Annotated in this window: 18 protein-coding genes; 11 read left to right on the top strand and 7 right to left on the bottom strand. The window is 58.1% G+C overall.

The features are described from left to right. Positions 1-29: 29 nt before the first annotated feature. The gene (locus ACR0CR_RS06005) at positions 30-950 is read right to left on the bottom strand and encodes a LysR family transcriptional regulator (protein ID WP_480597647.1); all 921 of its coding nucleotides are present in this window, start codon (positions 948-950) and stop codon (positions 30-32) included. A 96-nt stretch (positions 951-1,046) separates the two neighbouring features. Here ACR0CR_RS06005 and ACR0CR_RS06000 point away from each other — a divergent pair, with 96 nt between their 5' ends. From ACR0CR_RS06000 to ACR0CR_RS05990, 3 genes are all read left to right on the top strand, one after another. Next, on the top strand, positions 1,047-2,270 hold the full coding sequence (locus ACR0CR_RS06000) for a urate hydroxylase PuuD (protein ID WP_480597646.1): 1,224 nt from the start codon (positions 1,047-1,049) through the stop codon (positions 2,268-2,270). 153 nt (positions 2,271-2,423) lie between these two features. Further along, positions 2,424-4,232, top strand: coding sequence for an autotransporter assembly complex protein TamA (locus ACR0CR_RS05995; RefSeq protein ID WP_480597645.1), 1,809 nt, complete (start codon positions 2,424-2,426; stop codon positions 4,230-4,232). Beyond that, the gene (locus ACR0CR_RS05990; protein ID WP_480597644.1) at positions 4,232-8,320 is read left to right on the top strand and encodes a translocation/assembly module TamB domain-containing protein; all 4,089 of its coding nucleotides are present in this window, start codon (positions 4,232-4,234) and stop codon (positions 8,318-8,320) included. Before ACR0CR_RS05995 ends, ACR0CR_RS05990 begins: the two co-directional genes overlap by 1 nt. Positions 8,321-8,371: 51 nt before the next feature. Here the strand turns inward: ACR0CR_RS05990 and fdhF are convergent, their stop codons facing one another. From fdhF to ACR0CR_RS05975, 3 genes are all read right to left on the bottom strand, one after another. Next, positions 8,372-11,155 carry a formate dehydrogenase subunit alpha gene (fdhF, locus tag ACR0CR_RS05985; RefSeq protein WP_480597643.1) on the bottom strand — a complete coding sequence of 928 codons (2,784 nt, stop codon included), beginning with the start codon at positions 11,153-11,155 and terminating at the stop codon, positions 8,372-8,374. Between the two features lie 14 nt (positions 11,156-11,169). Then, on the bottom strand, positions 11,170-12,873 hold the full coding sequence (locus ACR0CR_RS05980) for an NAD(P)H-dependent oxidoreductase subunit E (protein ID WP_480597642.1): 1,704 nt from the start codon (positions 12,871-12,873) through the stop codon (positions 11,170-11,172). Between the two features lie 85 nt (positions 12,874-12,958). Beyond that, a complete protein-coding gene (locus ACR0CR_RS05975) occupies positions 12,959-13,840 on the bottom strand; it encodes a LysR family transcriptional regulator (protein WP_480597641.1) in 882 nt (293 codons plus the stop codon). Between the two features lie 232 nt (positions 13,841-14,072). On the opposite strand from ACR0CR_RS05975, the gene ACR0CR_RS05970 reads away from it, so the two are divergent. Next, on the top strand, positions 14,073-14,537 hold the full coding sequence (locus ACR0CR_RS05970) for an NUDIX hydrolase (RefSeq protein ID WP_480597640.1): 465 nt from the start codon (positions 14,073-14,075) through the stop codon (positions 14,535-14,537). A gap of 95 nt (positions 14,538-14,632) precedes the next feature. Here the strand turns inward: ACR0CR_RS05970 and ychF are convergent, their stop codons facing one another. Continuing rightward, positions 14,633-15,730, bottom strand: coding sequence for a redox-regulated ATPase YchF (ychF, locus tag ACR0CR_RS05965; RefSeq protein ID WP_480597639.1), 1,098 nt, complete (start codon positions 15,728-15,730; stop codon positions 14,633-14,635). Between the two features lie 205 nt (positions 15,731-15,935). Between ychF and ACR0CR_RS05960 the strand changes: the two genes are divergently transcribed. The 7 genes from ACR0CR_RS05960 (at position 15,936) to ACR0CR_RS05930 (ending at position 21,946) form a co-directional block, all read left to right on the top strand. Further along, on the top strand, positions 15,936-16,421 hold the full coding sequence (locus tag ACR0CR_RS05960) for an acyloxyacyl hydrolase (RefSeq protein WP_480597637.1): 486 nt from the start codon (positions 15,936-15,938) through the stop codon (positions 16,419-16,421). A 78-nt stretch (positions 16,422-16,499) separates the two neighbouring features. Further along, the gene (gene trpA / locus ACR0CR_RS05955) at positions 16,500-17,291 is read left to right on the top strand and encodes a tryptophan synthase subunit alpha (RefSeq protein WP_480597636.1); all 792 of its coding nucleotides are present in this window, start codon (positions 16,500-16,502) and stop codon (positions 17,289-17,291) included. Between the two features lie 130 nt (positions 17,292-17,421). Further along, on the top strand, positions 17,422-18,588 hold the full coding sequence (locus ACR0CR_RS05950; protein WP_480597635.1) for an alpha-hydroxy acid oxidase: 1,167 nt from the start codon (positions 17,422-17,424) through the stop codon (positions 18,586-18,588). A 245-nt stretch (positions 18,589-18,833) separates the two neighbouring features. Beyond that, positions 18,834-19,493 carry a 50S ribosomal protein L25/general stress protein Ctc gene (locus ACR0CR_RS05945; RefSeq protein ID WP_480597634.1) on the top strand — a complete coding sequence of 220 codons (660 nt, stop codon included), beginning with the start codon at positions 18,834-18,836 and terminating at the stop codon, positions 19,491-19,493. Positions 19,494-19,630: 137 nt separating this feature from the next. After that, entirely contained in the window at positions 19,631-20,311 is a 681-nt protein-coding gene (gene pth, locus ACR0CR_RS05940; protein WP_480597633.1) for an aminoacyl-tRNA hydrolase, read from the top strand. Between the two features lie 81 nt (positions 20,312-20,392). Beyond that, positions 20,393-21,556 carry a serine hydrolase domain-containing protein gene (locus ACR0CR_RS05935; RefSeq protein WP_480597631.1) on the top strand — a complete coding sequence of 388 codons (1,164 nt, stop codon included), beginning with the start codon at positions 20,393-20,395 and terminating at the stop codon, positions 21,554-21,556. A 9-nt stretch (positions 21,557-21,565) separates the two neighbouring features. After that, entirely contained in the window at positions 21,566-21,946 is a 381-nt protein-coding gene (locus ACR0CR_RS05930) for a DUF2237 family protein (protein ID WP_480597630.1), read from the top strand. Here ACR0CR_RS05930 and ACR0CR_RS05925 read toward each other — a convergent pair. Together ACR0CR_RS05925 and ACR0CR_RS05920 are read right to left on the bottom strand one after the other, a co-directional pair. Continuing rightward, positions 21,943-22,569 (bottom strand): class I SAM-dependent methyltransferase, encoded by a 627-nt coding sequence (locus tag ACR0CR_RS05925; protein ID WP_480597629.1) that lies wholly within the window; start codon positions 22,567-22,569, stop codon positions 21,943-21,945. The genes ACR0CR_RS05930 and ACR0CR_RS05925 overlap by 4 nt on opposite strands. A 54-nt stretch (positions 22,570-22,623) precedes the next feature. Further along, positions 22,624-23,796 (bottom strand): autotransporter outer membrane beta-barrel domain-containing protein, encoded by a 1,173-nt coding sequence (locus tag ACR0CR_RS05920; protein ID WP_480597628.1) that lies wholly within the window; start codon positions 23,794-23,796, stop codon positions 22,624-22,626. Positions 23,797-23,802 lie beyond the last annotated feature (6 nt).

Here is a 23,802-nt window from a genome sequence, read left to right as displayed (position 1 = left end):
CAGGGCACAAACAGAGGCGGGAGATTTCTTTACCCTTTTTCTTCCGAGGCACGCACGACCTTCCCGATCCGTGCGATCATGAAATCCATGAACAGTCGGGCCTTGGGGTCCTGATGGCGGCGATGCGTATAAAGACAAGCCATCTGTACCGGAACCGGGGGCGTCTGCTGTGCGACCGCAATCAGTCGACCGGTCTTTAGATGGTCCGCCACTTCGAAAACGGGCTTCATTGCGATCCCCTGCCCCGACAGCGCCCAATCCGTCAGGACGTCCCCATCATCGCACTCGAAACGGCCGGTTACCGCAAACCGCTTTGCGCCGCCATCGGTCTGAAGCAGCCATTGGAATTCAGACGCGCCGGGAAAGCGTAGGTTCAGACACTCGTGTTTGTCCACGATCAGATCATCGCCCGATTGCGGCATCCCACGTCGTTCCACGTATTCCGGGGCAGCGCAAAGCACCCGCTGGCAGTCCGCGATCTTGCGAATTCGCAGCGTACTGTCCTCGGGCTGGCCGATAAAGAAGGCCAGATCGAGCCCCTCGGTCGTCAGATCGACTGATCTGTCCGTCAGGCGCAAACGAACATCAATTTCGGGATACTCCGCCAGAAATTCAGGGACATGGGGTGCCAGCAGACGGCGCCCGACGCCAAATGGGGCTGCTACGAACAACGATCCGCGCGGCGCTTCGGTCAGGTGAACCACCTGCGCCTCGGCCTCATCAACTGCGTCCAGAACCGCCACTGCACCGGGATAAAATGCCCGCCCCTGCTCGGTCGGGCTGAGGTTTCGCGTTGTGCGCTGAAACAGGCGAACGCCCAGATGATCCTCTAGCTGAGAAATCCGCGCCGAGGTGACTGCAGGCGATATACGCAAGTCCCTCCCAGCGGCGGACATGCTGCCCAAGTCGTAGACGCGAACAAAGGTGCGGACATTGTCGAGATAGGACATCTTATCGTTTTTTTTGATACAGTTTGACAATTTACGGGAATACCGAAGAAAAGCTGGCTTGCCTAGTGTGGCGGCAACCAATCGGAGAGAGCTTTCATGTACGACTTCGCCGTGTTCTGGGACTGGATGGCTTTTGCTGTTCGCTGGCTGCACGTCATCACCGCCATCGCCTGGATCGGATCCTCGTTTTATTTCATCGCGTTGGACCTTGGTCTGAACCGTGACGTTCCCGGCCCGGCAGATGGCGAAGAGTGGCAGGTCCACGGCGGCGGCTTCTATCACATCCAGAAGTACCTGGTTGCGCCCGAACGGATGCCGGACCATCTGACCTGGTTCAAATGGGAAAGCTATGCCACCTGGCTCAGCGGCGCGGCTTTGTTGATGATCATTTATTGGGTCGGCGGGGAGCTGTATCTGATCGATGCAGAAAAGGCGGACCTGGCCTTGTGGCAGGGCATCCTGATCTCTGCCGCTTCGCTGACCGTCGGCTGGCTGATCTATGACTTCCTGTGCAAATCCGCGTTGGGGCAGCACCCGACCCTGCTGATGGTCTTGCTGTTTGCCCTGCTGGTCGTGATGGGCTGGGGCTATAACCAGATATTCACCGGTCGCGCGATGATGCTGCATCTGGGCGCGTTCACCGCCACGATCATGACCGCAAATGTGTTCTTCATCATCATGCCAAACCAACGCATCGTGGTGGACGATCTCAAGAACGGCCGCACGCCCGATCCGAAATACGGCAAGATTGCCAAGCTACGCTCAACCCACAACAATTACCTGACGCTGCCGGTCGTGTTTCTTATGTTGTCGAACCACTACCCGCTGGCCTTTGCGACGGAATACAACTGGATCATCGCCGCGCTGGTGTTCCTGATGGGCGTCACCATCCGGCACTATTTCAACACACGTCACGCCCGAGCGGGCAATCCAACCTGGACATGGCTGGTCACCGCTCTGCTGTTTATCGCCATCATGTGGTTGTCGACTGCGCCGATGTATCAACCTCTGGAAGACGCCGAGGCGCAACCGCTCACACCCTTTGAACAAAAATTCGCCGCGGCAGAGGGATTTGAAGAAGCCCACGACATTGTTCTTGGCCGCTGTTCGATGTGCCACTCACGCGAGCCTGTTTGGGAAGGCATTCTTTGGGCTCCGAAAGGCGTGTTGTTGGAAACCGAAGGCGATATCGCCCGCAACGCCAAACAAATCTATCTTCAATCCGGTGTCAGCCACGCGATGCCGCCGGCGAATGTGACCTATATGGAGCCGGAAGATCGCGCGGCAATCATTCGTTGGTTCCGAAATGCCGATCTGTAAAAGCAGGTATCTGAACCACATGCGAACCAAAACAAATCGGTCGAGTGCATTAGTTCTTTGCGTTATGTCCGGCTGATGCTCTAACGTTGTCCTAACAAGCCGCAAAACAGGTTTCGCGGCATTACGATTTCGACTTGGGGCAGTTGGAAACAGATGATCGCACGGAGCAGTCCGCGCAGCCTTTTGAAGGGCTGGATTCTTAGCGCACTTGTCGCGCTGACCCCCAATCTGGCGTCCGCTCTTGAAACGAAGCTTTCTGCCCCAGGCGCATCTGAGGCGCTGGTAGAACGGCTCGAAGAAACATCTTCAGTCTTGACGTCCGAGTCGCGCGGATTGGATACGCCACTGGAAATTTTGTCTGCTGCTCTGTCTGATTATCGCACCATCGTCCAGATTATGTATGACGAGGGCTATTTCGGCCCTGTTGTCAGCATCAAATTGGATGGACAGGAAGCCGCCGAGATCGACTCGCTATCCGCCCCGTCCACTTTCAAGCGCGCTGCTATCACCGTTGATACAGGGCCAAGATACCGTTTTGGCAAGGCGGTCGTGCAGCCCTTGGCCCCGGAAACTGTGCTGCCCGAAGGCTTCGCGCCCGGCAAACGAGCGACCACCGGTGCGATCCAGCAGGCCGCATCTGCCGGAGTTCAAGGCTGGCGCGATGCGGGTCATGCCAAAGCGGACGTCGCCAATCAGGAAGTGATCGCACGTCATGCTCAGGCCCGGCTGGATGCTACGATTGATCTGGCTCCGGGACCTCAGCTGACATTTGGCAAGATGATCATTCAGGGCGACACAAATGTTCAGCACAGGTCCATCAGAAAGATCGCAGGATTTCCCTCGGGCGAGGTCTACTCGCCCCAACAGGTCCAGAAAGTAGGAACGCGGCTGCGGCGCACTGGCACTTTCAGCGTCGTTTCGATTACCGAGCGGGAAACACCGAACCCTGATGGCACCCTGGATTTCGACGCCACGTTCGAGGACCTGCCCCCGCGCCGCATTACGTTCGGGGCCGAAATCGCCTCGCGTGATGGCGTCGACCTGACAGCAACCTGGACGCATCGCAACGTGTTCCGTCGGGCCGAGCGGCTGCGGTTCGAGGCCGCCCTGCGCAACATTGGCGGGGCCGAGGACATTGACGGGCGGATTGGCCTGCGTCTGGATCAACCGGACCGGCTTGGGCCGGATGACAGCACGTTCTGGAGCGCTTTGCTGGAACGCCGCAACACTGAAAACTACAACGTATCCGTCGCGTCTCTGGCCTATGGTGCGCGGCGCACCTTCTCTGATCAGCTATATGCCGAAGCCTCGGCCGGGTTTCAGTGGTCAGACGCGGATGATGCCTATGGCGACGGTCGCAAGTTCCGGTATTTCATCATTCCCTTTCGGTCGGAATGGGACCAGCGGGACAGCAAGGTCAGCGCAACAAACGGGTATTATTTGGACGCGCAAATCACGCCGTTCGCCGGGCTGTCCGACACAGACAGCGGCATCCGTTTTTTCTTTGACGGGCGCGGCTACACCAGTTTGGGCAGCGGAGGCAGCATCGTGCTGGCCGGTCGTGTGCAACTGGGCTCGGTATACGGCCCTCCGGCAGACGGCGTGACGCCGGACTTCCTGTTCTTCTCGGGTGGAGCCGGAACAGTGCGCGGGCAACCCTTTGAAAGTCTCGGTATCCCTGTCGGAACCGGCGTCGCAGGCGGACGGTCCTTTCTGGGACTATCCGGCGAAGTGCGCGGTAAGGTCACCAACAGCCTGTCATTGGTGGGTTTTTACGACTACGGTGCGGTGGACCTGACCTCGGTCGTGGGCAGCGGATCACGCGAGCATTCTGGTGCAGGGATTGGCGTGCGCTATGATCTAGGCGGCTTTGGGCCGCTGCGATTTGACCTCGCCGTGCCGGTTCAGGGTGACACCGGCGATGGGTTGCAGTTTTATCTGGGGATCGGACAAGCGTTTTGATGCGTCGCACAGCATACCCCTTGATTTTCGCCACGGCATTTGTCGTGCCACAGGGCGTGGTTGCGCAGGATGACAGCGGCGGTTCGATGATCGAACGGTTTTTGCAGGACACGCTTTCGGGCGATAACCAGAATGTCCGCGTGATTGGCTTACAGGGCGCGCTAAGCTCAAGGGCGACAATCCAGGAAATCACCGTTGCCGATGACCAAGGCATCTGGCTGACCATCAAGAACGCAGAGTTGGACTGGAACCGTCTGGCATTGCTGCGCGGTCGGTTTTCCGTGAACGCCCTTACGGCTGGGGAAATCGATGTCGCACGCGCGCCCGGGACAACCACAACGGATACTCCGACCCCGTCTGCGGAAACGCAGCCGTTCCAGTTGCCTGAACTACCTGTGGCGATCGAAATCGACGAATTGCGTATTGATGACCTGTCGCTGGCAGAACCTCTGATCGGTGTCGCTGCTGATCTCAAGGTGATCGGCAATCTGAATCTGGCGGACGGCACGCTGGACACCAAACTGGACATCGACCGGATCGACCGCGCGGGCGACACGATTGATCTGACAGCCGGGTTTGAGAATTCCAGCAGCCAAATCGACCTAGACCTGACCGTGGCCGAGGCCGAGGGCGGGTTGATCTCGACGGCGCTGGGAATTCCGGGTGCACCGCAGATCGGGCTGACGGCCAAGGGTTCGGGACCTGTCACCGATTTCACCGCCGATATCGGGCTGAGCAGCGACGGAACAGAACGTCTGTCCGGTCAGGTCAGGTTGCGTCAGGCAGAGCCGGGCGCGCGCACGTCCGAAGGGATTGCCTTCACGGCTGATCTAGGTGGCGACCTCACCCCATTTCTGGCGCAGGAGATGGACGTGTTCTTCGGCACAGACACCAAACTTTATGTCGATGGCCAGACCCTTCCGGACGGCGCGCTTGAGATTTCCGACATCGAAGTCACCTCGCAGGCTTTGCATCTTGAAAGCCAACTCAGCCTTGGCACAGGCGGGGCGCTGAACCTAGTAGCGTTGCAAGGCAGGATCACCCCGCCAGATGGCGACAGCGTCGTATTGCCAATCAGCGGCGGTGACACGTCGGTCGGAGCGGTGCAGATTTCGGCGCTGTTCGATGCCAAGAACGGTAATCTGTGGGACCTGAGCCTGACGGTCGACACCGTGAAGACGCCGCAGATTGAGCTTGAGCACGCGCGGGTCACCGGACAAGGCACGCTGGATCAATCCAGCGGCCTGACAATGGACGGAGACCTTCAGGCCGCGCTGGATGGGATGGATTTTGGCGATCCAGCGCTTGATGCCGCAGTCGGTGATCAGGTCACGTTGGACGGTCAGTTCGACTATGGCAGCGATCAGACGTTGAAACTGTCTGGCTTTGAACTGATCGGCAGCGACTATAACCTCAACGCAGACGCTCTGATCAGCGGGCTCGAAAGCGGTTTACAGATCGACGGCTCGGCCCGCCTTGAGGCGACAGACTTGTCGCGATTCTCAGATCTGGCGCAACTTGACCTTGGCGGGGCAGCCTCGGTTGAGGTCGACGGCACAGGTTCCCCGCTGGAACGCAGTTTTGACGGAACAGTGGTCGTGAAAGGCCAAAACCTGTCCACAGGCCGTGACGATATCGACCCGGTGATCAAGGGCGAAACGGACATCACACTGGATGCGAAACGTGGGACCGACGGGGTGACGATCCGGTCGTTCTCCGTGGTCAGTTCAGCCGTGACCGCGCAGGCAAACGGCGTCGTGACGACACCCGACGGCAACCTGACGATCGACGGTCAGGCCAGTGTCAACGCAGGTGACCTGTCGGTCTTTTCCGGTCTTGCTGGTCGTGAACTGGCCGGGAGCTTGCAGGCAGAGGTTGACGGAAGCGGCACCGTTCAGACGCTTGAATTCGATGGCATAGCCAGCGTTTCAGGCAATGACATTCAAACGGGGCTAGAGCAGATCGATCCGCTGCTGCAAGGCGCGGTAACGGCCGAATTTGACGGTGCGCGGGAAGGCGACCAGATCACCATTCGGCAAGCCTCGGTCAATGGAAATGCGCTGACGGCGCAGGCGAGTGCGACCATTGATGACCCAACCGGCAACATTGCCGTTGACGGCCAGGCAAAACTGCGGGTGCCTGATCTGTCTCTGTTTTCTGGCCTTGCCGGGCGAGACCTGACCGGTTCCGTTTCCGCTGATATCGCCGGAAGGGGCGCAAAGGGTGACAAGGATTTCCAAGTCACAGGCAATGTCATCGCCGACGATATCCAAACCGGGATCGAGCCTGTTGACGCGTTGATTGAAGGTCGCACGACGCTGAATGTGGACGCCGAAAATGACGACGAACAAGGCATCACGATCAAAACCTTTGCGCTGAACGGAACCGCATTGACGGCCAGCGCATCCGGACATCTGGACCGCCAATCCGGCGGGTTGGATTTCTCGGCGCGGCTGGATGATCTGCGGCGGCTGTCGCCGGTTGTTTCGGGTCCGATCACACTGACCGGCAATGTGGCACCTACCGGGTCCGGAGGGCTGGAAGGCGACATGCGCCTGGACGGCCCCGAAAGCTCATTCGCGGCACTAAAGGGAACCGTCGACACAAGCGGGAATGCGGATCTGGATTTTGACGCGCGATTCAATCGGATCGAACGTTTCGCGCCCGAATTCCCGGGCACAATATCTTCAAACGGCACGGCCCGCCGAGATGCAGGTGTGTGGACGATTGACGCAAAGGCCGAAGGCCCCGCCCAGATCAACGCCTCGATCGCTGGAACCATTAGCGAATCCGACCAAGTGGCCGACCTCGTGATGCGCGGGGGTGCGAACATCGCACTGGCCAACGCCTTTATCTCACCCAACACTATTGAAGGCACCGCGCAATACGATCTGGCGTTAAAGGGCCAGCCGTCGCTGAGCTCACTTAGCGGCACCATCACCACTTCAGGCACATCTCTGGCCCTACCGGAAATTGGTCAAACGATTACCGGTATCGGAAGTTCCATCAATATTGCGCAAAGCCGGGCGCAAGTCTCGGTTCAAGGCGGCGTGCGCGCAGGTGGTGGGTTTACAATTACCGGCCCTGTGGACCTGACAGCGCCGTTCAACGCCCAGATCACAACGGCGATCAACAACCTGGTTCTAACCGACAAGCTGCTTTACGAAACAACCCTGAACGGGCAAATCGCACTTGCAGGCGCTTTGGCGGGCAACAGTTCATTGTCCGGGCAGATCGATTTCGGGGAGACCAACATCAACCTCGCGGCGGCAACAGGCGCTGTTGGTGCAGCCCCGATCCCAGATATTCAACATGTCGGTGAAAGCCGCGCCAGTTTTGTAACGCGGGAACGCGCAAACCTGGTCGTGTCCGAGGACGCAACCAAAAGTGACTCGCGCATCGCGCTGGATGTCGGTTTGTCTTTCCCGAAAGCGGTCTTTGTCCGAGGACGCGGCGTGAATGCCGAACTTGGTGGCCGCATTCGGATCGGCGGCACAACGGCATCGGTTGTTCCCTCGGGGCAGATTGACTTGATCCGGGGCCATTTCGACATTCTGGGGCGCCGACTGGCATTGACCAAGGGTATCGTGTCCCTGCAGGGCGATCTGACTCCGTATATCGAGTTTGAATCCTCGACCAGCACCTCAGACGGCACCGCAACGATCGAGATTGCCGGGCCATTGGACGCGCCCGAGATCGACGTGTTCTCGGACCCCGAACGCCCAACGGAAGAGGCCCTGGCGATGCTTCTGTTTGGCAATCGGTTCTCGGAACTTTCGCCCTTTGTTATCGCACAGATGGCTGCATCACTGGCTCAGCTCAGTGGTGCTGGGGGTGACGCAACCAAAGGTGTTCGGGACGCAACCGGCGTAGACACAATCGATGTCGGCGCAACCGAAGGCGGCGCTGGTCGTATCGGGGCAGGAGCCTATGTCGCCGACAATCTTTACACCGATTTCACCGTGAATACCGAGGGCAATACCGAGGTAAACCTGAACCTCGACGTCACCGATAGCTTCACCGTCCGGGGCACCGTAGACGGTCAGGGTGAGACCGGGATCGGCATCTTTTTTGGCCGGGATTACTAGTTTCGCACAGCCAAACAAAATGAGCGGCCCATAAAGGCCGCCCTACTACCACTATTCAGCAGCGATGGCGTCTTCGATCTTTTCGACACGAATGGCCGAGAATTTGAACTCGGGAATTTTGCCATAAGGGTCGATGGCCGAGTTGGTCAGAATGTTCGCCGCTGCTTCGACATAGGCAAACGGGATGAACACCATATCCTCGGCAATCGCCCGGTCGGCTCGCACCATGATTTCAATCGAGCCGCGACGGGTGGTCAGACGGATGGTTTCGCCCGGTTCGATCCCCATCAGTTTCAGCGTCCGGGGGTTCATTGAGCAGTTTGCTTCCGGCTCAACCGCATCCAGAACGTTGGACCGGCGGGTCATCGACCCAGTGTGCCAATGCTCTAGCTGACGGCCCGTTGTGGCGATCATCGGATATTCGTCATCAGGGGCTTCATCGGGTGGAATAACGCTGGCCGGCGTGAACTTGGCCTTGCCGTCCGCACGCGGGAAACCGTCGCCGAACACGATGGACTGGCCGGGGTCGGTTTCGCTGAGCGACGGATAGGTGATGGTCTCACTCTCCAGCCGTTCCCATGTAATGTTGTCCAGCGACTCCATGGTCAGCTTCATCTCGGCAAAGACCTGAGACACATCCGTGTGGTCCCAGTTCAATCCGATCCGCTGCGCCAGATCGACGGTGATCGCCCAATCCTCACGCGCTTCACCCGGAGGTGCCACCGCCGGACGCACCCGCTGCACCTGACGGTTCGTGTTCGACACGGTGCCGTTCTTTTCGTAAAGCGCCGAGGCGGGCAGGATGATGTCGGCGTAGTTTGCCGTCTCGGTCAGAAAGATGTCCTGCACGATCATCAGGTCAAGCTTGGCCAGAGCCTCACGCGCGTGGTTCACATCCGGGTCCGACATGGCCGGGTTTTCGCCCAATATGTACATACCCTTGATATTGCGCGCATAAATCTGATCGATGATCTCGGTGACGGTCAGGCCCTTCTCGTTCGAGAAATCGTCCGAACCCCAGACATCTGTAAACTGCGCACGGATGCTGTCATCCGTCACTGTCTTGTAGTCAGGCAAAAACATCGGGATCAGGCCCGCGTCGGACGCGCCCTGCACATTGTTCTGACCACGCAGAGGGTGCAGACCTGCGCCAGGTTTGCCGACGTTCCCGGTCATCAATGCCAGAGAGATCAGGCAGCGCGAGTTGTCGGTGCCGTGGATGTGCTGGCTGACGCCCATCCCCCAGAAGATCAGACCGGCCTTGGCCTGCGCAAAGGTGCGCGCGACACGGCGCAGCTGATCCGGTTCGATGCCGCAGATCGGCGACATCGCCTCGGGTGTGAACTGGCGCAGATGCTCTTTCTCGGCTTCCCAGTTCTCGGTCCAGCGGTGAATGTACTGGCTGTCATAAAGCTCTTCCTCGACGATCACGTTCATGATCGCGTTCAGCATCGAGACATCAGCACCCGGGCGGAACTGCAGCATTTCATCCGCAAACTTGCGCATGCCAACGCCGCGCGGATCCATTACGATCAGCTTGCCGCCGCGCTTGGCGAATTGCTTGAAATACGTCGCCGCGACGGGGTGGTTTTCAATCGGGTTCGACCCGATGATGATCGCCACATCCGCGTCTTTGATGTCGTTGAACGCAGCGGTCACCGCACCTGATCCGACGTTTTCAATCAGGGCCGCAACGGACGACGCGTGGCACAGACGGGTGCAATGATCGACGTTGTTGTGGCGGAAGCCCTGACGGATGAACTTCTGGAACAGATACGCCTCTTCGTTGGTACATTTGGCCGAGCCAAAGCCCGCAACGCTGCGCGGGTCTTCTTCGCGCAGGGCCATCAGCTTGGTGGCGGCCAGATCCATCGCCTCTTCCCAGCTCGCCTCGCGGAAATGGGTCGACAGGTTCGCGGGATCGACGTTCAGACCCTTGGCAGGCGCATCCTCACGCCGGATCAGCGGCTTGGTCAGGCGGTGCGGGTGGTGGATGTAGTCAAAGCCGAACCGACCCTTGACACACAGACGGCCTTCGTTCGCCGGGCCGTTGATGCCCTCAACATATTTGACCTTGCCGTCCTTGACCTTCAGCGAGACCTTACAGCCCACACCGCAGAACGGGCAGACGCTTTCGGTCTCAGAGTCGTAATCCTTGCTGTCCCCCCTTTGCTGATCGTCCAGCACGGTGGCAGGCATCAGCGCACCGGTCGGGCAGGCCTGCACGCATTCGCCACAGGCCACACAGGTTGAATCACCCATCGGGTCGTTCTGGTCGAACACAACCTGCGCAGTATGGCCGCGACCGGCCATTCCGATCACGTCATTCACCTGCACGTCGCGGCAGGCCCGGACACAGAGGTTACAGTTGATACAGGCGTCCAGATTGACGCGCATAGCAACGTGGCTGTCGTCCAGCAGCGGGATTTTCTCGACCTCTTTCGCCGGGAAACGGCTGTCCGAGACATCGTTCAGCTTGGCCATGTCCCAAAAATGGCTTGAGGTATCGTGCGCTTCCTCGGGCTGATCGGCGACCAGCAGTTCCATGACCATGGCGCGCGATTTCTCAGCACGCTCGCTGTCGGTCTTAACCACCATACCGTCTGCCGCAGGACGGATGCACGAGGCAACCAGAGTGCGCTCGCCTTCCACCTCAACCATACAGGCGCGGCAGTTGCCGTCGGGCTTATACCCGGGCTGCGGCTTGTGGCACAGGTGCGGAATTGTAAATCCCTGCCCCTTGGCGGCTTCCCAGATGGTCCAGCCTTCTGGCACGGTGACATCTTCGCCGTTCAGGTTGAAGGTGACGGTCTTGGTTGGGCTTGCGTCTAGCATGGCTCTGTCTCCCTTCAGATTTCGTCAGCGAAATGTTTCATGACAAGGCGGATCGGGTTCGGAGCCGCCTGCCCCAGACCGCAGATCGAGGCGTCGCTCATGACCTGACACAGATCTTCCAGCAGGTCCTGATCCCATGTTTCCGCCTGCATCAGCTTGACCGCCTTTTCGCAGCCCGCGCGGCAGGGCGTACACTGACCACAGCTTTCATCCTCGAAGAACCGCAGCATGTTCAGCGCGGCATCGCGGGCAGTATCCTGATCGGACAGAACCACCACGGCGGCCGAGCCGATGAAGGTGCCATGCGGCTGCAACGTGTCGAAATCCAACGGGATGTCGTCCATCGACGCGGGCAACAGACCCGAGGATGGACCGCCCGGCTGATAGGCTTTGAAGGTCTGCCCTTCGGCCATGCCACCAGCCGCTTCTATCACGTCCAGAATGGTCGACCCGGCGGGCAGCAGGTACACACCCGGCTTCGCCACCCGGCCCGAGATAGAGTAGCTGCGCAGGCCTTTACGACCGTTCTTTTCAGTGCTGTTGAGGCATTCCGGCCCTTCGCGGCACACTTTAGTGACCCAATAGAGCGTCTCGACATTGTGCACCAAGGTCGGGCGGTTAAAAACGCCAACCTGCGCCACGAACGGAGGGCGGTGACGCGGCAGGCCCTTCTTGCCTTCGATGGATTCAATCATCGCGGATTCTTCGCCGCATATATAAGCACCAGCACCCCGGCGCAGATCGATATAGCCGGGTTCAACAATCCCGGCCTGTTCCAGCGCGGCAATCTCGGTAGCGAGGATTTCCAGCACCGCGGGGTATTCGTCGCGCATATAGATAAAGCAGGTTTCCGCCTCGACCGCCCATGCGGCGATCAGCATGCCCTCAAGGAACATATGCGGCGTACGCTCCAAATAGTAGCGGTCTTTGAACGTGCCGGGCTCGCCTTCGTCACCATTCACAGCCAGATAGCGCGGGCCTTCGTTCATGCGAACAAAGCCCCATTTCTTGCCGGACGGGAAACCGGCGCCACCCAGACCACGCAGGCCCGAGGACAGGACATCTTCCTGCACCTGTTCCCAATCGCCGCCCTCGCGCAATTCTTTCAGCTTGGCGTAGCCGCCATTGGCTTCATAAGCGGCAAAGGCTTCATAGTCTGGCACGTGAGCATGGGTGTCATCGGCAGCAATCGCGGCCTGCACCTTTTCGGGGGTCGCATGGTCGATATGGTTGTGACCGATCTCGAGCACCGGAGCGGTGTCGCAGCGGCCCATGCAAGGCGCGCGGACAACACGAACTTCGGACGGGTCCAGACCGTCCTCAAGCGCTTTTTGCAGCTGCTGGGCACCGGCCATCTCGCAGGACAGGGAATCACAGACGCGGATCGTTAACGCCGGAGGAGGCGTCTCGCCCTCTTTCACCACATCGAAATGGGCATAAAAAGTCGCGGTTTCATAGATCTCGGCCTGACCGATGCGCATTTCGACCGCCAATGCGGCGATGTGGTCGGCACTGATATGGCCGTGTTCGTCCTGAATCAAATGCAGAAATTCGATCAGCAGATCGCGGCGGCGCGGGCGATCACCCAGCAGGCGCGCTATTTCCGCCTGTGCCTCGTCCGAGAATTGACGGCCCTTGGGTGTGTGCCGCCCCTTGCCTTTACCTGACTTCCAGACGCCCTTGGGTGCGCCTGATGGCTTGGTATCTAATGGTGCCATGATGCCCTCCGATTCAGGACCCGTGTCTCATCAGATCAGCATATCGTCAAATCGCATATATCAATCGCACGATAACGACAGATTATCACCGCAATGAGGCCACTACTGCACGCAGAGCCTCGACCGTCGGCAATTCCGGGTCGCGGGTCAGGGTGGCCAAGCAGATCGGCTTGCTCACCACTGGATCGATCAAAGGCAGCACTTTCGTGCCCATTAGGTCGCCCAGCGCCCGCACCAGCACCCGAGGGACTACTGTGGCCGCCAACCCCTCTCGCGCCATGACCATCGACGCGGTGAAGCCGCTGGTTTCCGCAACCACATGCGGATGCAGGCCTTGTTCGGCGAAAATCCGATCCAAGATCCGGCGGTTCTGCATCTGCGGCTCAAGCAGGCTAAGGGGGAATTCGGCAACTTGCGCCCAAGGGATCGGACCGGTTTCGGTGGTCATATGCGCGGGGATTAGCAGCACATAAGTTTCTTCGTACAAGGGCTGAACCTGACGCAAATCGGTGCCGATGCTGTCGCCATAGGTAATGCCCGCATCCAGACTGCCCTCATCCAGCCGATGTTGAATGGCACTGGCCGACATAGTCTCGATCCGCGACAGAATGCGCGGGTGCGCCTGTTGCAGTCGCTTGATCAGCCGACCGGTAAAGGCGATCGCGGTGGGGATTACGCCAAGGATCAGCGTCCCCGTAATCTCACCCTTCGACGCCTGCACCTGCTGTTCCAGCGCCTTTGTCTCATCCAAAATACGCCGCGACCGCTGAACGATCATCTCGCCCTCTTCGGTCAGGCCCTGAAACCGGTTGGCCCGGCGCACAATCGAAACACCCAGGCGATCTTCAAGATTGCGGATACGCATCGAGAAGGCCGGTTGTGAAATCCCGCACTCCTCGGCCGCCTTTGCAAAATGCCGATGCCGCGCAAGGGCGCTGAGGAGTTGCAGGTCACGGATTTCGATCATTTGTGGTTGTCTCGATAGGCGGGTCGACACCCACATTAAAGGGATTTCGACTTGAGAGGAAATAATGGCTAACTGACCCGTCGGAAACAGCGGTAACGTCAGAAAGAGAACTCGAAAACTCGCAGCCTCGGGACAAAACAGATTGTCGGGTATGCGTGACAAAGCGGAACTTTGCCATCTAACCTAAATCGCCTACACAAGACTGCAAAGCACTGGGTACGGAGGCTGGTTCGTGGCAGAGATTTCGATCAGATCGTTCCTCGCATCGCTCGTAGCTGTTCGAGAAGCGGAATCGCGGTACGAAGTTCTACTGTTGAGAAGAACACAGTCGCTGATAGGCGAGTGGTGCCAGGTGGCAGGAGGTATCGAAGATGGTGAAGCAGCCTGGCAAACGGCGGTGCGTGAGCTGTTCGAAGAGACTGGCTTGAAACCTAACGCTCTGTATTCAGCCGATATATGCGAGCAGTTTTATGAACCAGAACGCAATGCGATTACTATAGCACCTGTATTTGTCGCATTCGTGGATACTTCCGCAACGGTGGTACTCAATCATGAACACAGTGACTACCAATGGGTTAGTTTCCACGAAGCTATTGAGATGGTGGCCTTTGGTGGACAAAGGCGCGTACTTCGCTGGATAGAAGACGAGTTCGTCAAACGAACCCCGAGTAATCACCTTTTGATTACAGGCATCTAAAACAGATTCGACACGGCTTGATGGGCTCGAAGCGGTCACTAACGTCAGTAAAGTACAACCCATCATGCGCTCAGCTGAGCTGCAGCAATCTAATCTTAAGTATTAAACAAAAAATGCATCACATCGCCATCCTTGACGATGTAACCCTTGCCCTCAGCCCGCATCTTGCCCGCCTCTTTCGCGCCCTGCTCGCCATTGGCGGCGATGTAGTCGTCATAGGCGATGGTCTCGGCGCGGATGAAGCCTTTTTCGAAATCCCCGTGGATCACACCAGCGGCCTGTGGTGCGGCGGTGCCGGTGCGAATTGTCCAGGCGCGGGCCTCTTTCGGGCCGACGGTGAAATAGGTTTCCAGCTTGAGCAGGTCGTACCCGGCGCGGATCAGACGGTCGAGGCCGGGCTCTTCCAGACCCATCTCGCTCAGGAACATCTCGGCCTCGTCGTCCTCCAGCAGGCTGATCTCTTCCTCGATCTTGGCGCTGATGATGACGTGGGAATTGCCCTGCGCCGCGGCCATTTCAGCGACCTTGGCGGAATATTCATTGCCCTCGGCGGCTTCTTCCTCGGACACGTTGCAGACATAGAGCACCGGCTTGGTGGTCAGCAATTGCAGCATCTTCCACGCTTTGGCGTCCTCGTCGGACACCTCGACCAGACGCGCGGGCTTGCCGTTTTCCAGCATATCTTGCGCCTCGGCCAGCAGGCGGTCCTGCTGCTGCGCCTCTTTGTCGTTGCCTTTCAGCTTGCGAACCAGATTGGCGCGGCGCTTTTCGATGCTTTCCAGATCGGCCAGCATCAGCTCGGTCTCGATCGTATCGGCATCCGCCACCGGGTCAACGCGGCCATCCACATGGGTGACGTCACCGTCCTCGAAACACCGCAACACGTGGGCAATCGCATCGGTCTCGCGGATATTGGCCAGAAACTGGTTGCCCAGACCTTCACCTTTCGAGGCCCCTTTCACCAGACCTGCAATGTCCACGAATGTCATCCGAGTCGGGATGATCTGTTTCGAGGTCGCAATCGCCGCCAGTTTGTCCAGCCGGTTATCGGGCACGGCCACGTCGCCCACATTGGGTTCAATGGTGCAAAACGGGAAATTGGCGGCCTGCGCGGCGGCGGTCTTGGTCAGCGCATTGAACAAGGTCGATTTGCCCACATTCGGCAGACCCACGATTCCCATTTTAAAGCCCATTGCGGCCTCCTGAAGCGATACGACGGCGTCTTCTAGGCGGGTCAGGCAAAATCCGCAACCCGCAGCAACGCGGGTATGAGGCTTGTGACAATCTCGACCCCAAAACAACATCACGTCACTTTGATATCCAAGTCCCATTGCGGGATGCCCAAAAAATGACCATAGATCAAAGGGTCACCGTAACGAAACAAACCGAAGCACTGTCATGAAATCTCTTTTTGTCCTTGTGTTTACCCTCATTGCTGCAACTACAGCTCAGGCCCAGTCGGTCATTTTTGGCGCGGGCTATGCGGATTTTTCCAACAGCAATGGCGAGGATCAGGCGATCTTTTCGTTGGAGTACCAGCACCGCCCTTTTCACGAGGCGACACGGTTCAGTGCTGGCTGGGGTACGGCCCTGACGGTGGATACCGATGGTGACACCCATATCGGCGCAGGCCTGTTTGGCGTCTATACCTTTGCCGACCGGTGGTTTGCCGAAGTCAGCGTGATGCCCGGTTACTATAATGCCTCGAATGACGACAATGATCTGGGCGGGAACTTCCAGATCCGCAGTCTGTTGGGCGTCGGATACACTCTGAACGGCGGCAACAGCATCTCTCTGGCCATCACGCACAAGTCGAACGCCAGCACCGAAAGCTTCAACCCCGGTGTGAACGCTCTGTTCCTGCGCTATCACTACGGGTTCTAAAGCAATCTGCCGGCGCGGGATTGATTTCCGCGCCAAGTTTCTGCACATCAGGTCCAAACCTGATTGCAAGGACTGAACATGACCCGTATCGACGCCAAATTCGCTGCCCTGAAAGCCGAAGGGAAGAAGGCATTTGTGGCCTACATCATGGCCGGAGATCCGGACTATGAGACCTCGCTTGAAGTCGTGAAAGGTCTGCCCGGTGCTGGTGTGGACGTGATCGAACTGGGGTTGCCCTTCACCGATCCCATGGCGGACGGCCCGACGATTCAGGCCGCCGGGCAAAGGGCACTGGACAAGGGCATGACCCTGCAAAAAACCCTCGATCTGGCGCGTGCTTTTCGTGAAACCGATGACACGACACCGATTGTTCTGATGGGTTACTACAACCCGATCTATAGCCGCGGTGTTGACCGGTTTCTGGCCGACGCCAAGGCAGCCGGGATCGATGGGCTTATCGTTGTTGACCTGCCCCCAGAAGAAGACGAAGAGCTCTGCCTGCCTGCGCAAGTGGCGGGATTGAATTTCATTCGACTAGCGACGCCGACAACCGACGATGCGCGCTTGCCTCGTGTTCTGCAAAACACATCCGGTTTCGTGTACTACGTCTCGATCACCGGCATCACCGGTGCTGCCGAGGCTCAGGCTTCGGATGTCGGACCTGAAGTTTCGCGGATCAAGGCGGAAACGGATCTGCCAGTGATTGTTGGGTTTGGGATCAACACGCCAGAGAAGTCCCGTGCGATCGCCAGCGTAGCGGATGGTGCTGTCGTTGGGTCAGCGATTGTCAGTCAGATCGGCGCGGGCAAACCGGTGGGCGAGATTCTGGACTTCGTCAAATCATTGTCAGACGGAGCACACTCGGCCTGACAATCTGTCCGGTTTTGGTTTCGAACCATACAGTGTGCACGTAGGACGTTTTGCCTCTGCCAGCAGGCGTTGCGATGGTTAGGAAAAATTGGTAAACAAACCTAACCAATCCTGCAGAGGCCAATTGTACATGCCCGTTATCACCAATATCCAGGACCTCAAACGCATCTACGAGCGGCGCGTGCCGCGCATGTTCTACGACTATGCCGAAAGCGGCAGTTGGACAGAGCAGACCTTCCGCGACAACTCCTCGGACTTTGAGGATATCCGGCTTCGGCAGCGGGTGGCCGTTGATATGTCCGGGCGTTCAACAGCGTCGCAGATGATCGGTCAGGACGTCTCAATGCCAGTTGCGTTGGCACCGGTCGGACTGACGGGCATGCAACACGCGGACGGTGAAATGAAGGCCGCAAAAGCGGCAAAAGAATTCGGCGTGCCGTTCACTCTGTCCACCATGTCAATCAACTCCATCGAAGACGTGGCAGAACACACTTCGGCGCCCTTCTGGTTTCAGCTCTATACCATGAAGGACGAAGACTATGTGAGCCGCCTAATCCAGCGCGCCAAGGATGCAAACTGCTCAGCTCTGGTGATAACTTTGGACCTTCAGATTCTGGGGCAGCGCCACAAGGACTTGAAGAATGGCTTGTCGGCCCCTCCTAAGCTGACTGCGAAAACAATTGCCAACCTGATGACCAAATGGGCCTGGGGCCTAGAGATGCTGGGCGCGCAACGGCGCGAGTTTGGAAATATCGTGGGCCATGTCGAAGGGATTTCAGACGCCTCATCCTTGGGCGCATGGACTGCAGAGCAATTTGACCCCAGCCTCGACTGGAAAAAGGTCGAAAAGCTCATGGAGCAATGGGGCGGCAAAGTGATCCTCAAGGGTATTCTGGATGCCGACGACGCTAAAATGGCCGCAAAACTCGGGGCGGATGCGATCGTGGTGTCCAACCACGGAGGCCGGCAACTGGACGGTGCGCTTAGTTCAATCCGTGTTTTGCCGGAAATCATGGATGCGGTTGGCGGCGATATCGAAGTTCATTTGGACAGCGGAATCCGCTCGGGCCAGGACGTGCTCAAGGCTCTGGCGCTCGGGGCGCAGGGCACCTATATCGGCCGCGCCTTCGTCTATGGCCTAGGCGCCATGGGTCAACAAGGCGTGACGACGGCGCTGGATGTCATTCAGAAAGAGCTTGATACGACGATGGCGCTTTGCGGTGAGCGCAATGTCGGCAATTTGGGCCGCCACAACCTTTTAGTCCCCGAGGATTTCGGCGGCCGCTGGCAAAACTGACCATCGGGGTTAGGGGGCTCTGCCCCCGCCGCCCGTTGGGCGTCTCCCCCGGGATATTTCTAGCCAGATGAAGCAGGGATCCTTCATTCATCTGGCCTTAAATATCCCGGAGCGCGAGGCAGAGCCTCGCATAAATCCAATTCCTTCAAAAACCTCTTTCCAATCCCAATGATTCGAGCTAAGGACGCGGCTTCACGCGGGCATACAGCCTTGGAGGATGCCCGCCCTAACATTGGAGATTTATCATGGCTGGTGAGATTCCTGATCTCGTAGCTCTGGAACGGACGGGGACAGGCAAGGGCGCCGCTCGTCAAGCACGCCGCGACGGCATGGTTCCGGGCATTGTATTTGGTGGCGACAAAGAGCCGCTGCCGATTCAGATCCCGTTCAACGTTCTGTTCAAGCGCCTGAAAGCAGGCCGGTTCAAGTCGACCCTGTGGAACCTGAAGGTTGAAGGCCACGAAGACGTCCGCGTCATCTGCCGTGACGTTCAGCGGGACGTGGTCAAAGACCTTCCGACCCATCTGGACCTGATGCGCCTGCGCCGGACCACAAAGATCGCGTTGTTTATTCCCGTTGAGTTCATCAATGAAGAAGAAGCGCCCGGCATCAAGAAGGGCGGTGTTCTAACCGTCGTTCGCCCGGAAGTCGAACTGTTGTGCACCGCGGGTGACATTCCTGAAAAGATCACCGTTGATCTGACCGGAATGGAGATCAACGACGTCGCAACCATTTCGTCCGTCGAATTGCCGGCCGGCACCAAGCCGACCATCGACCGTGACTTCGTGATTGCCAACGTCTCGGCACCGACTGGCCTGTCGTCTAGCGACGAAGAAGAAGGCGAAGAAGGTGAAGTGGCCGCCGATGAAGTGGAAGTCATCGGTCAGGACGCTGAAGAAGAATAAATTCGAACTCCAAGGTTCGGACTTACAACGGGGTTCCATCGGAGCCCCGTTTTTCGTTGAACCTTTCAGGCTGGAAATGCGCGGGCGATCCATGCCATCAACTCTGTGCGCAATCGCACTGAAAACCGGGACGAGACATGAGACTTTTTGCGGGACTGGGAAATCCGGGATCCAAATATGCCCGAAACAGGCACAACATTGGCTTCATGGCTGTGGAAAGGATCGCGGAAGATCATGGATTTAGCCCGTGGAAGTCAAAGTTCCAGGCCGAGGTTTCCGAGGGTCGATTGGGTTCGGAAAAAGTTCTGTTGATCAAGCCGCAGACCTTCATGAACCGCTCGGGGCAATCGATCGGCGAGGCGATGCGGTTCTACAAACTCGACTCAACTGATGTCACCGTGTTTCACGACGAACTGGATCTGGCCCCCGGAAAAGTTCGCGTCAAGGCGGGAGGCGGTCATGCCGGGCACAATGGGCTGCGATCCGTCCACGAGCATATCAGCCCGGCCTATGATCGGGTAAGGCTGGGCATCGGACATCCCGGACGGAAAGAGATGGTCTCGCCCTACGTGCTGAGTGATTTCGCCAAGGCCGACAGCCCGTGGCTGGAGGATGTCTTGCGCGGCGTATCCGATGGCGCAGTTCATCTGGCCGGTAGCGATGGTGGCAAATTCATGAATGCTGTCGCATTGCGCACGGCTCCGCCTCGGTCCTCCAAAACGCCAAGCGAAACCAAACAGCCGCAACCGAAAGAACAGTCCGACCCGGTGGAAGAAAATCGCTCGGCCATGCAAAGACTGCTCGACAAATTCAAGTAATCCTCGCCCCGGGTTCCGCAACGTTGCAATTGCGCCTGTACCTCACTCAGGTTCCAATACCCGCGGGAGAAGGAGGCACCTATGAGAACCCTGTTAAGATGGCTGACGCGCATTCTGGTTACGCTGGTTCTGGCTGCCGTGGTCGTTGGTGTCTGGAAACGGCAGGAGATCAGGAACCTGCTGGCCTTCAACTCTTTGTTCTCAGCTGAGAAGATCGTCCACAATTTCTCACACATGAACCAGATTTCACCAATCGCGGATCTGCCGCGCGGTGATGGCCCTGTCTGGGACTTGCCGTATGGCTCTGGCTTTGACCTGCCCGAAGGGACGGATCAGTGGATCGAAGATCGCAGCGTCACGTCATTGCTGGTGATGCATAAGGGAGAGATCCGGTTCGAGGAATACTATCTTGGCACCACGCCCGATGACCGACGGATTTCCTGGTCCGTCGCCAAAAGCTATCTGTCGTCGTTGTTCGGCATCCTGTTGGACGAAGGCGCAATCGAGTCGCTTGACGATCCGGTCGTCAAATACGCGCCGGAACTGGTCGGAACAGCCTATGAGCCCGCAACGATCCGCAATGTCCTGAACATGGCCAGCGGTGTGGTGTTTGACGAGGACTATTTCGATTTCCACTCTGACATCAATCGCATGGGCCGGGTTCTGGCCATGGGCGGCACACTGGACGGCTTTGCCGCGTCGATCAAGGACACTTTCGCCCCGGCCGGCGAAACCTGGCAGTATGTTTCGATCGACACGCATGTCCTGAGCATGGTGATAAGGGGGGCCACGGGTCGTACGATCCCTGATCTGATGTCGGACAAAATCCTGCAGCATCTGGGGTTGGAGCAGGACGGCTATTACATCACCGATGGACAGGATGTGGCTTTTGTTCTGGGCGGGATGAATTTTACCACACGCGATTTTGCCCGGTTCGGGCAGGTCGTTTTGCAAGACGGCAAACGTGATGGTCAGCAACTGATCCCCGCCGATTGGCTGGCCGAAGCCACACAGCCCAGCGCCCCGACCGAGCCGGGCAAAATCGGCTATGGCTATCAGTGGTGGATTCCGGTTGGTGCGCATGAGGGCGAATTCCTCGCGCGCGGCGTCTATGGCCAATATATGTATTTTGATCAGCCACGCGGCGTTCTGATCATGTCCACCGGGGCAGACCGAAAGTTCCGAGACGCAGGCGTTGCAGATAACGTCGTCGAAATGTTCCGCAAAATTGCACAAAGCCTGTAAGATGGGCCTATGCAAAAGCAAGACAGTATCAATGTGCTGGGCGGTGTGCTTGCCCAATGCTCTCGTGATCCGCTGACCGGTTTCTTTCGTGACGGGGCCTGTAACACCTGCCCCGAAGATCAGGGCAGCCATACGGTCTGCGCCGTCATGACCGCAGAGTTTCTGGCCTATTCAAAATATGTGGGAAATGACCTGAGCACGCCGCGACCCGAGTTTAATTTTCCGGGCCTCAAACCCGGAGACAGCTGGTGCCTCTGCGCGTCACGGTTTCTGCAAGCCCATGATGAGGGCTGCGCGCCTAAGGTGCATCTCGAAGCGACCCACCTACGGGCGCTTGAGATCGTGCCGCTCGACATTTTGGAACAGCACGCATTCAATTCCGACGGTTAGACAGCTGTTGCCCGATACCCGCGGGACGTGCGAGATGGTGGACCAACCGGAAACCCGTGCTGGTCGTCCGGCCTCCAGCCTGATTTTTCCAGCATCAGCTGTACTTCATGCGGACGATAGGTGCGATGACGCCATTGCAGCCAAATGATAGCGTTGCACCAATGCGGCTTACTCACGACCAGCCAGAGCGTCGCCCCCGGCACCGCCAAAGTCCGCATTTTGCGCAGTGCTGATATCGGGTCGGAACAATGCTCCAACACATGCGCAGCTAAAATTCCGTCAAAAAGCGTATCAGAGTTGAAGTCCTCAAGCCGGACCTGGATCGCTTCTGCGTCGACGCCACGCAGGATCAATGCACGCTTTGCCCGATCCAACATGCTGGCCGAAGGTTCCAATAAAGATATCTGCGCGCCGGGCAGAACAACCGCGTGGGCCTCGGCAAATGCACCGGTTCCACTCCCCACATCCAAAACGTTTTTTACAGCCCGCCTGTGCCCAGAAAGAAACCCCATATAGGCATCGAAATACCCAAGCAGCCGCATTTTATCCGCCCAACTCGGGGCAGCTGCGTCATATTTCTGATCCAACCGCCCCGAGGCGGAAGGCGCCGATGATCTGTTCATGCGACGTAGATTTGCACAAAGACCAGAGGCTTTAAACCCCGTGGTCGCGCAGGGTCAGAATTCTGCCCGCCAGATCAAGCTGAGGCTGTAGCTTTCGAAATCGCTCTCACCGAAACCGTCGTAGAACATACCGGCCTCCAGCAGGCTGTTGTTTTCGAACCGATAGTCCAGCCCCAAGTCAGCCCGCCCGCGCGCGGTATCTCCGATCGGAGAGACACCCGGCGCAGTTCCGGTTCCCGAGGTCGAGCTCCAAACGCCGGAAAGACCGCCCGTAAGGGTCAGCTGTCCGCGTGATACTGCCAGCGGCTGGCTGAAATCCAAGCCAAGCCGTGCCGTTGTCAGGCTGAAATCCTGCGCCGAAATCCTGTTGCCAAGACTGTCAGTATAGGCCTCTTGATCATCGGTGACATAGCTGACATCCAGCAAAGGCATCAAAGTCAAGCTGCCGCGCTGCACCTGACCGGTGACACGAGACTGGATCAGCCAACGATCACTGTCGAAACTGTCTTCATAGGTGCCCAGCGGCGAGATATCATTGCTGGCCTTGCCATAAAGCGCTCGTCCCTCGAAAAAGACGGGCTGGTTTGGAAGTTTCGCAACAACATACGGCCCTGCCAGCCACCCGGTCCCATCGATTTCCGCCGCGCCGTCGTCGGTTTCGGCATAATCCAGCTGCAGCATGGCCCCAACCAGAAAGCTCTCACTGAATCGACGATGCGCACCAACAATGGCCAGCGCGTAAGAGCTGTCAAAATCGCCCTGCGAACTACGGTTGCCCGTCAGGTTGAACCAAACTGGCAAGGACGGATCACTGGCGAAGTTCAGGAAACCTGTCCCGCGCGTGACCGACGTGTCAAATGACCCGGATCCGTTCCGCAGCAGGAACTTCGTCAGGTTGGGCTGGTTTGCCACCAAGCTGTTCGCTCGGGCGTTTTGGAAGGCTTGGATCAGTCTTTGCGTCTGTTCGACCGTCGACTGAGGCGAACTTATGGGCGTTCGCGTGTTGATAAATTGGGTTGCAGCCACTCCCGAAAAGGCGATCTCATAGCGGAACAATGGACCGTTCACCACCTCTCGCGCTGTAAACACAACGCCCAGATAACCGTCCGCTGCGAATGTGCTGTCTGCACCGTCCTGGCTGATGATCGTGGCATCAAGATACCCCAGAGTTGCCAGGGTCGCTGTCGTTACCGCCGGCTGCGCAAGGGTTCCACCGTTGAAGTACACTGAGCC

The sequence above is a fragment of the Ruegeria sp. AM2 genome (genome assembly GCF_056540685.1).
Note: the sequence above shows the minus strand (reverse complement) of the source record. Positions and strands in the feature narration are given on the sequence as shown.

Coding starts and splice junctions, on each gene's coding strand:
- ACR0CR_RS05980 (WP_480597642.1), bottom strand. CDS start 12,873: ATGGCACCATTAGATACCAAGCCATCAGGCGCACCCAAGGGCGTCTGG.
- ychF (WP_480597639.1), bottom strand. CDS start 15,730: ATGGGCTTTAAAATGGGAATCGTGGGTCTGCCGAATGTGGGCAAATCG.
- ACR0CR_RS05990 (WP_480597644.1), top strand. CDS start 4,232: ATGCGTCGCACAGCATACCCCTTGATTTTCGCCACGGCATTTGTCGTG.
- ACR0CR_RS05945 (WP_480597634.1), top strand. CDS start 18,834: ATGGCTGGTGAGATTCCTGATCTCGTAGCTCTGGAACGGACGGGGACA.
- trpA (WP_480597636.1), top strand. CDS start 16,500: ATGACCCGTATCGACGCCAAATTCGCTGCCCTGAAAGCCGAAGGGAAG.
- ACR0CR_RS06000 (WP_480597646.1), top strand. CDS start 1,047: ATGTACGACTTCGCCGTGTTCTGGGACTGGATGGCTTTTGCTGTTCGC.
- ACR0CR_RS05975 (WP_480597641.1), bottom strand. CDS start 13,840: ATGATCGAAATCCGTGACCTGCAACTCCTCAGCGCCCTTGCGCGGCAT.
- ACR0CR_RS06005 (WP_480597647.1), bottom strand. CDS start 950: ATGTCCTATCTCGACAATGTCCGCACCTTTGTTCGCGTCTACGACTTG.
- ACR0CR_RS05925 (WP_480597629.1), bottom strand. CDS start 22,569: ATGAACAGATCATCGGCGCCTTCCGCCTCGGGGCGGTTGGATCAGAAA.
- ACR0CR_RS05930 (WP_480597630.1), top strand. CDS start 21,566: ATGCAAAAGCAAGACAGTATCAATGTGCTGGGCGGTGTGCTTGCCCAA.
- pth (WP_480597633.1), top strand. CDS start 19,631: ATGAGACTTTTTGCGGGACTGGGAAATCCGGGATCCAAATATGCCCGA.
- ACR0CR_RS05960 (WP_480597637.1), top strand. CDS start 15,936: ATGAAATCTCTTTTTGTCCTTGTGTTTACCCTCATTGCTGCAACTACA.
- ACR0CR_RS05995 (WP_480597645.1), top strand. CDS start 2,424: ATGATCGCACGGAGCAGTCCGCGCAGCCTTTTGAAGGGCTGGATTCTT.
- fdhF (WP_480597643.1), bottom strand. CDS start 11,155: ATGCTAGACGCAAGCCCAACCAAGACCGTCACCTTCAACCTGAACGGC.
- ACR0CR_RS05935 (WP_480597631.1), top strand. CDS start 20,393: ATGAGAACCCTGTTAAGATGGCTGACGCGCATTCTGGTTACGCTGGTT.
- ACR0CR_RS05950 (WP_480597635.1), top strand. CDS start 17,422: ATGCCCGTTATCACCAATATCCAGGACCTCAAACGCATCTACGAGCGG.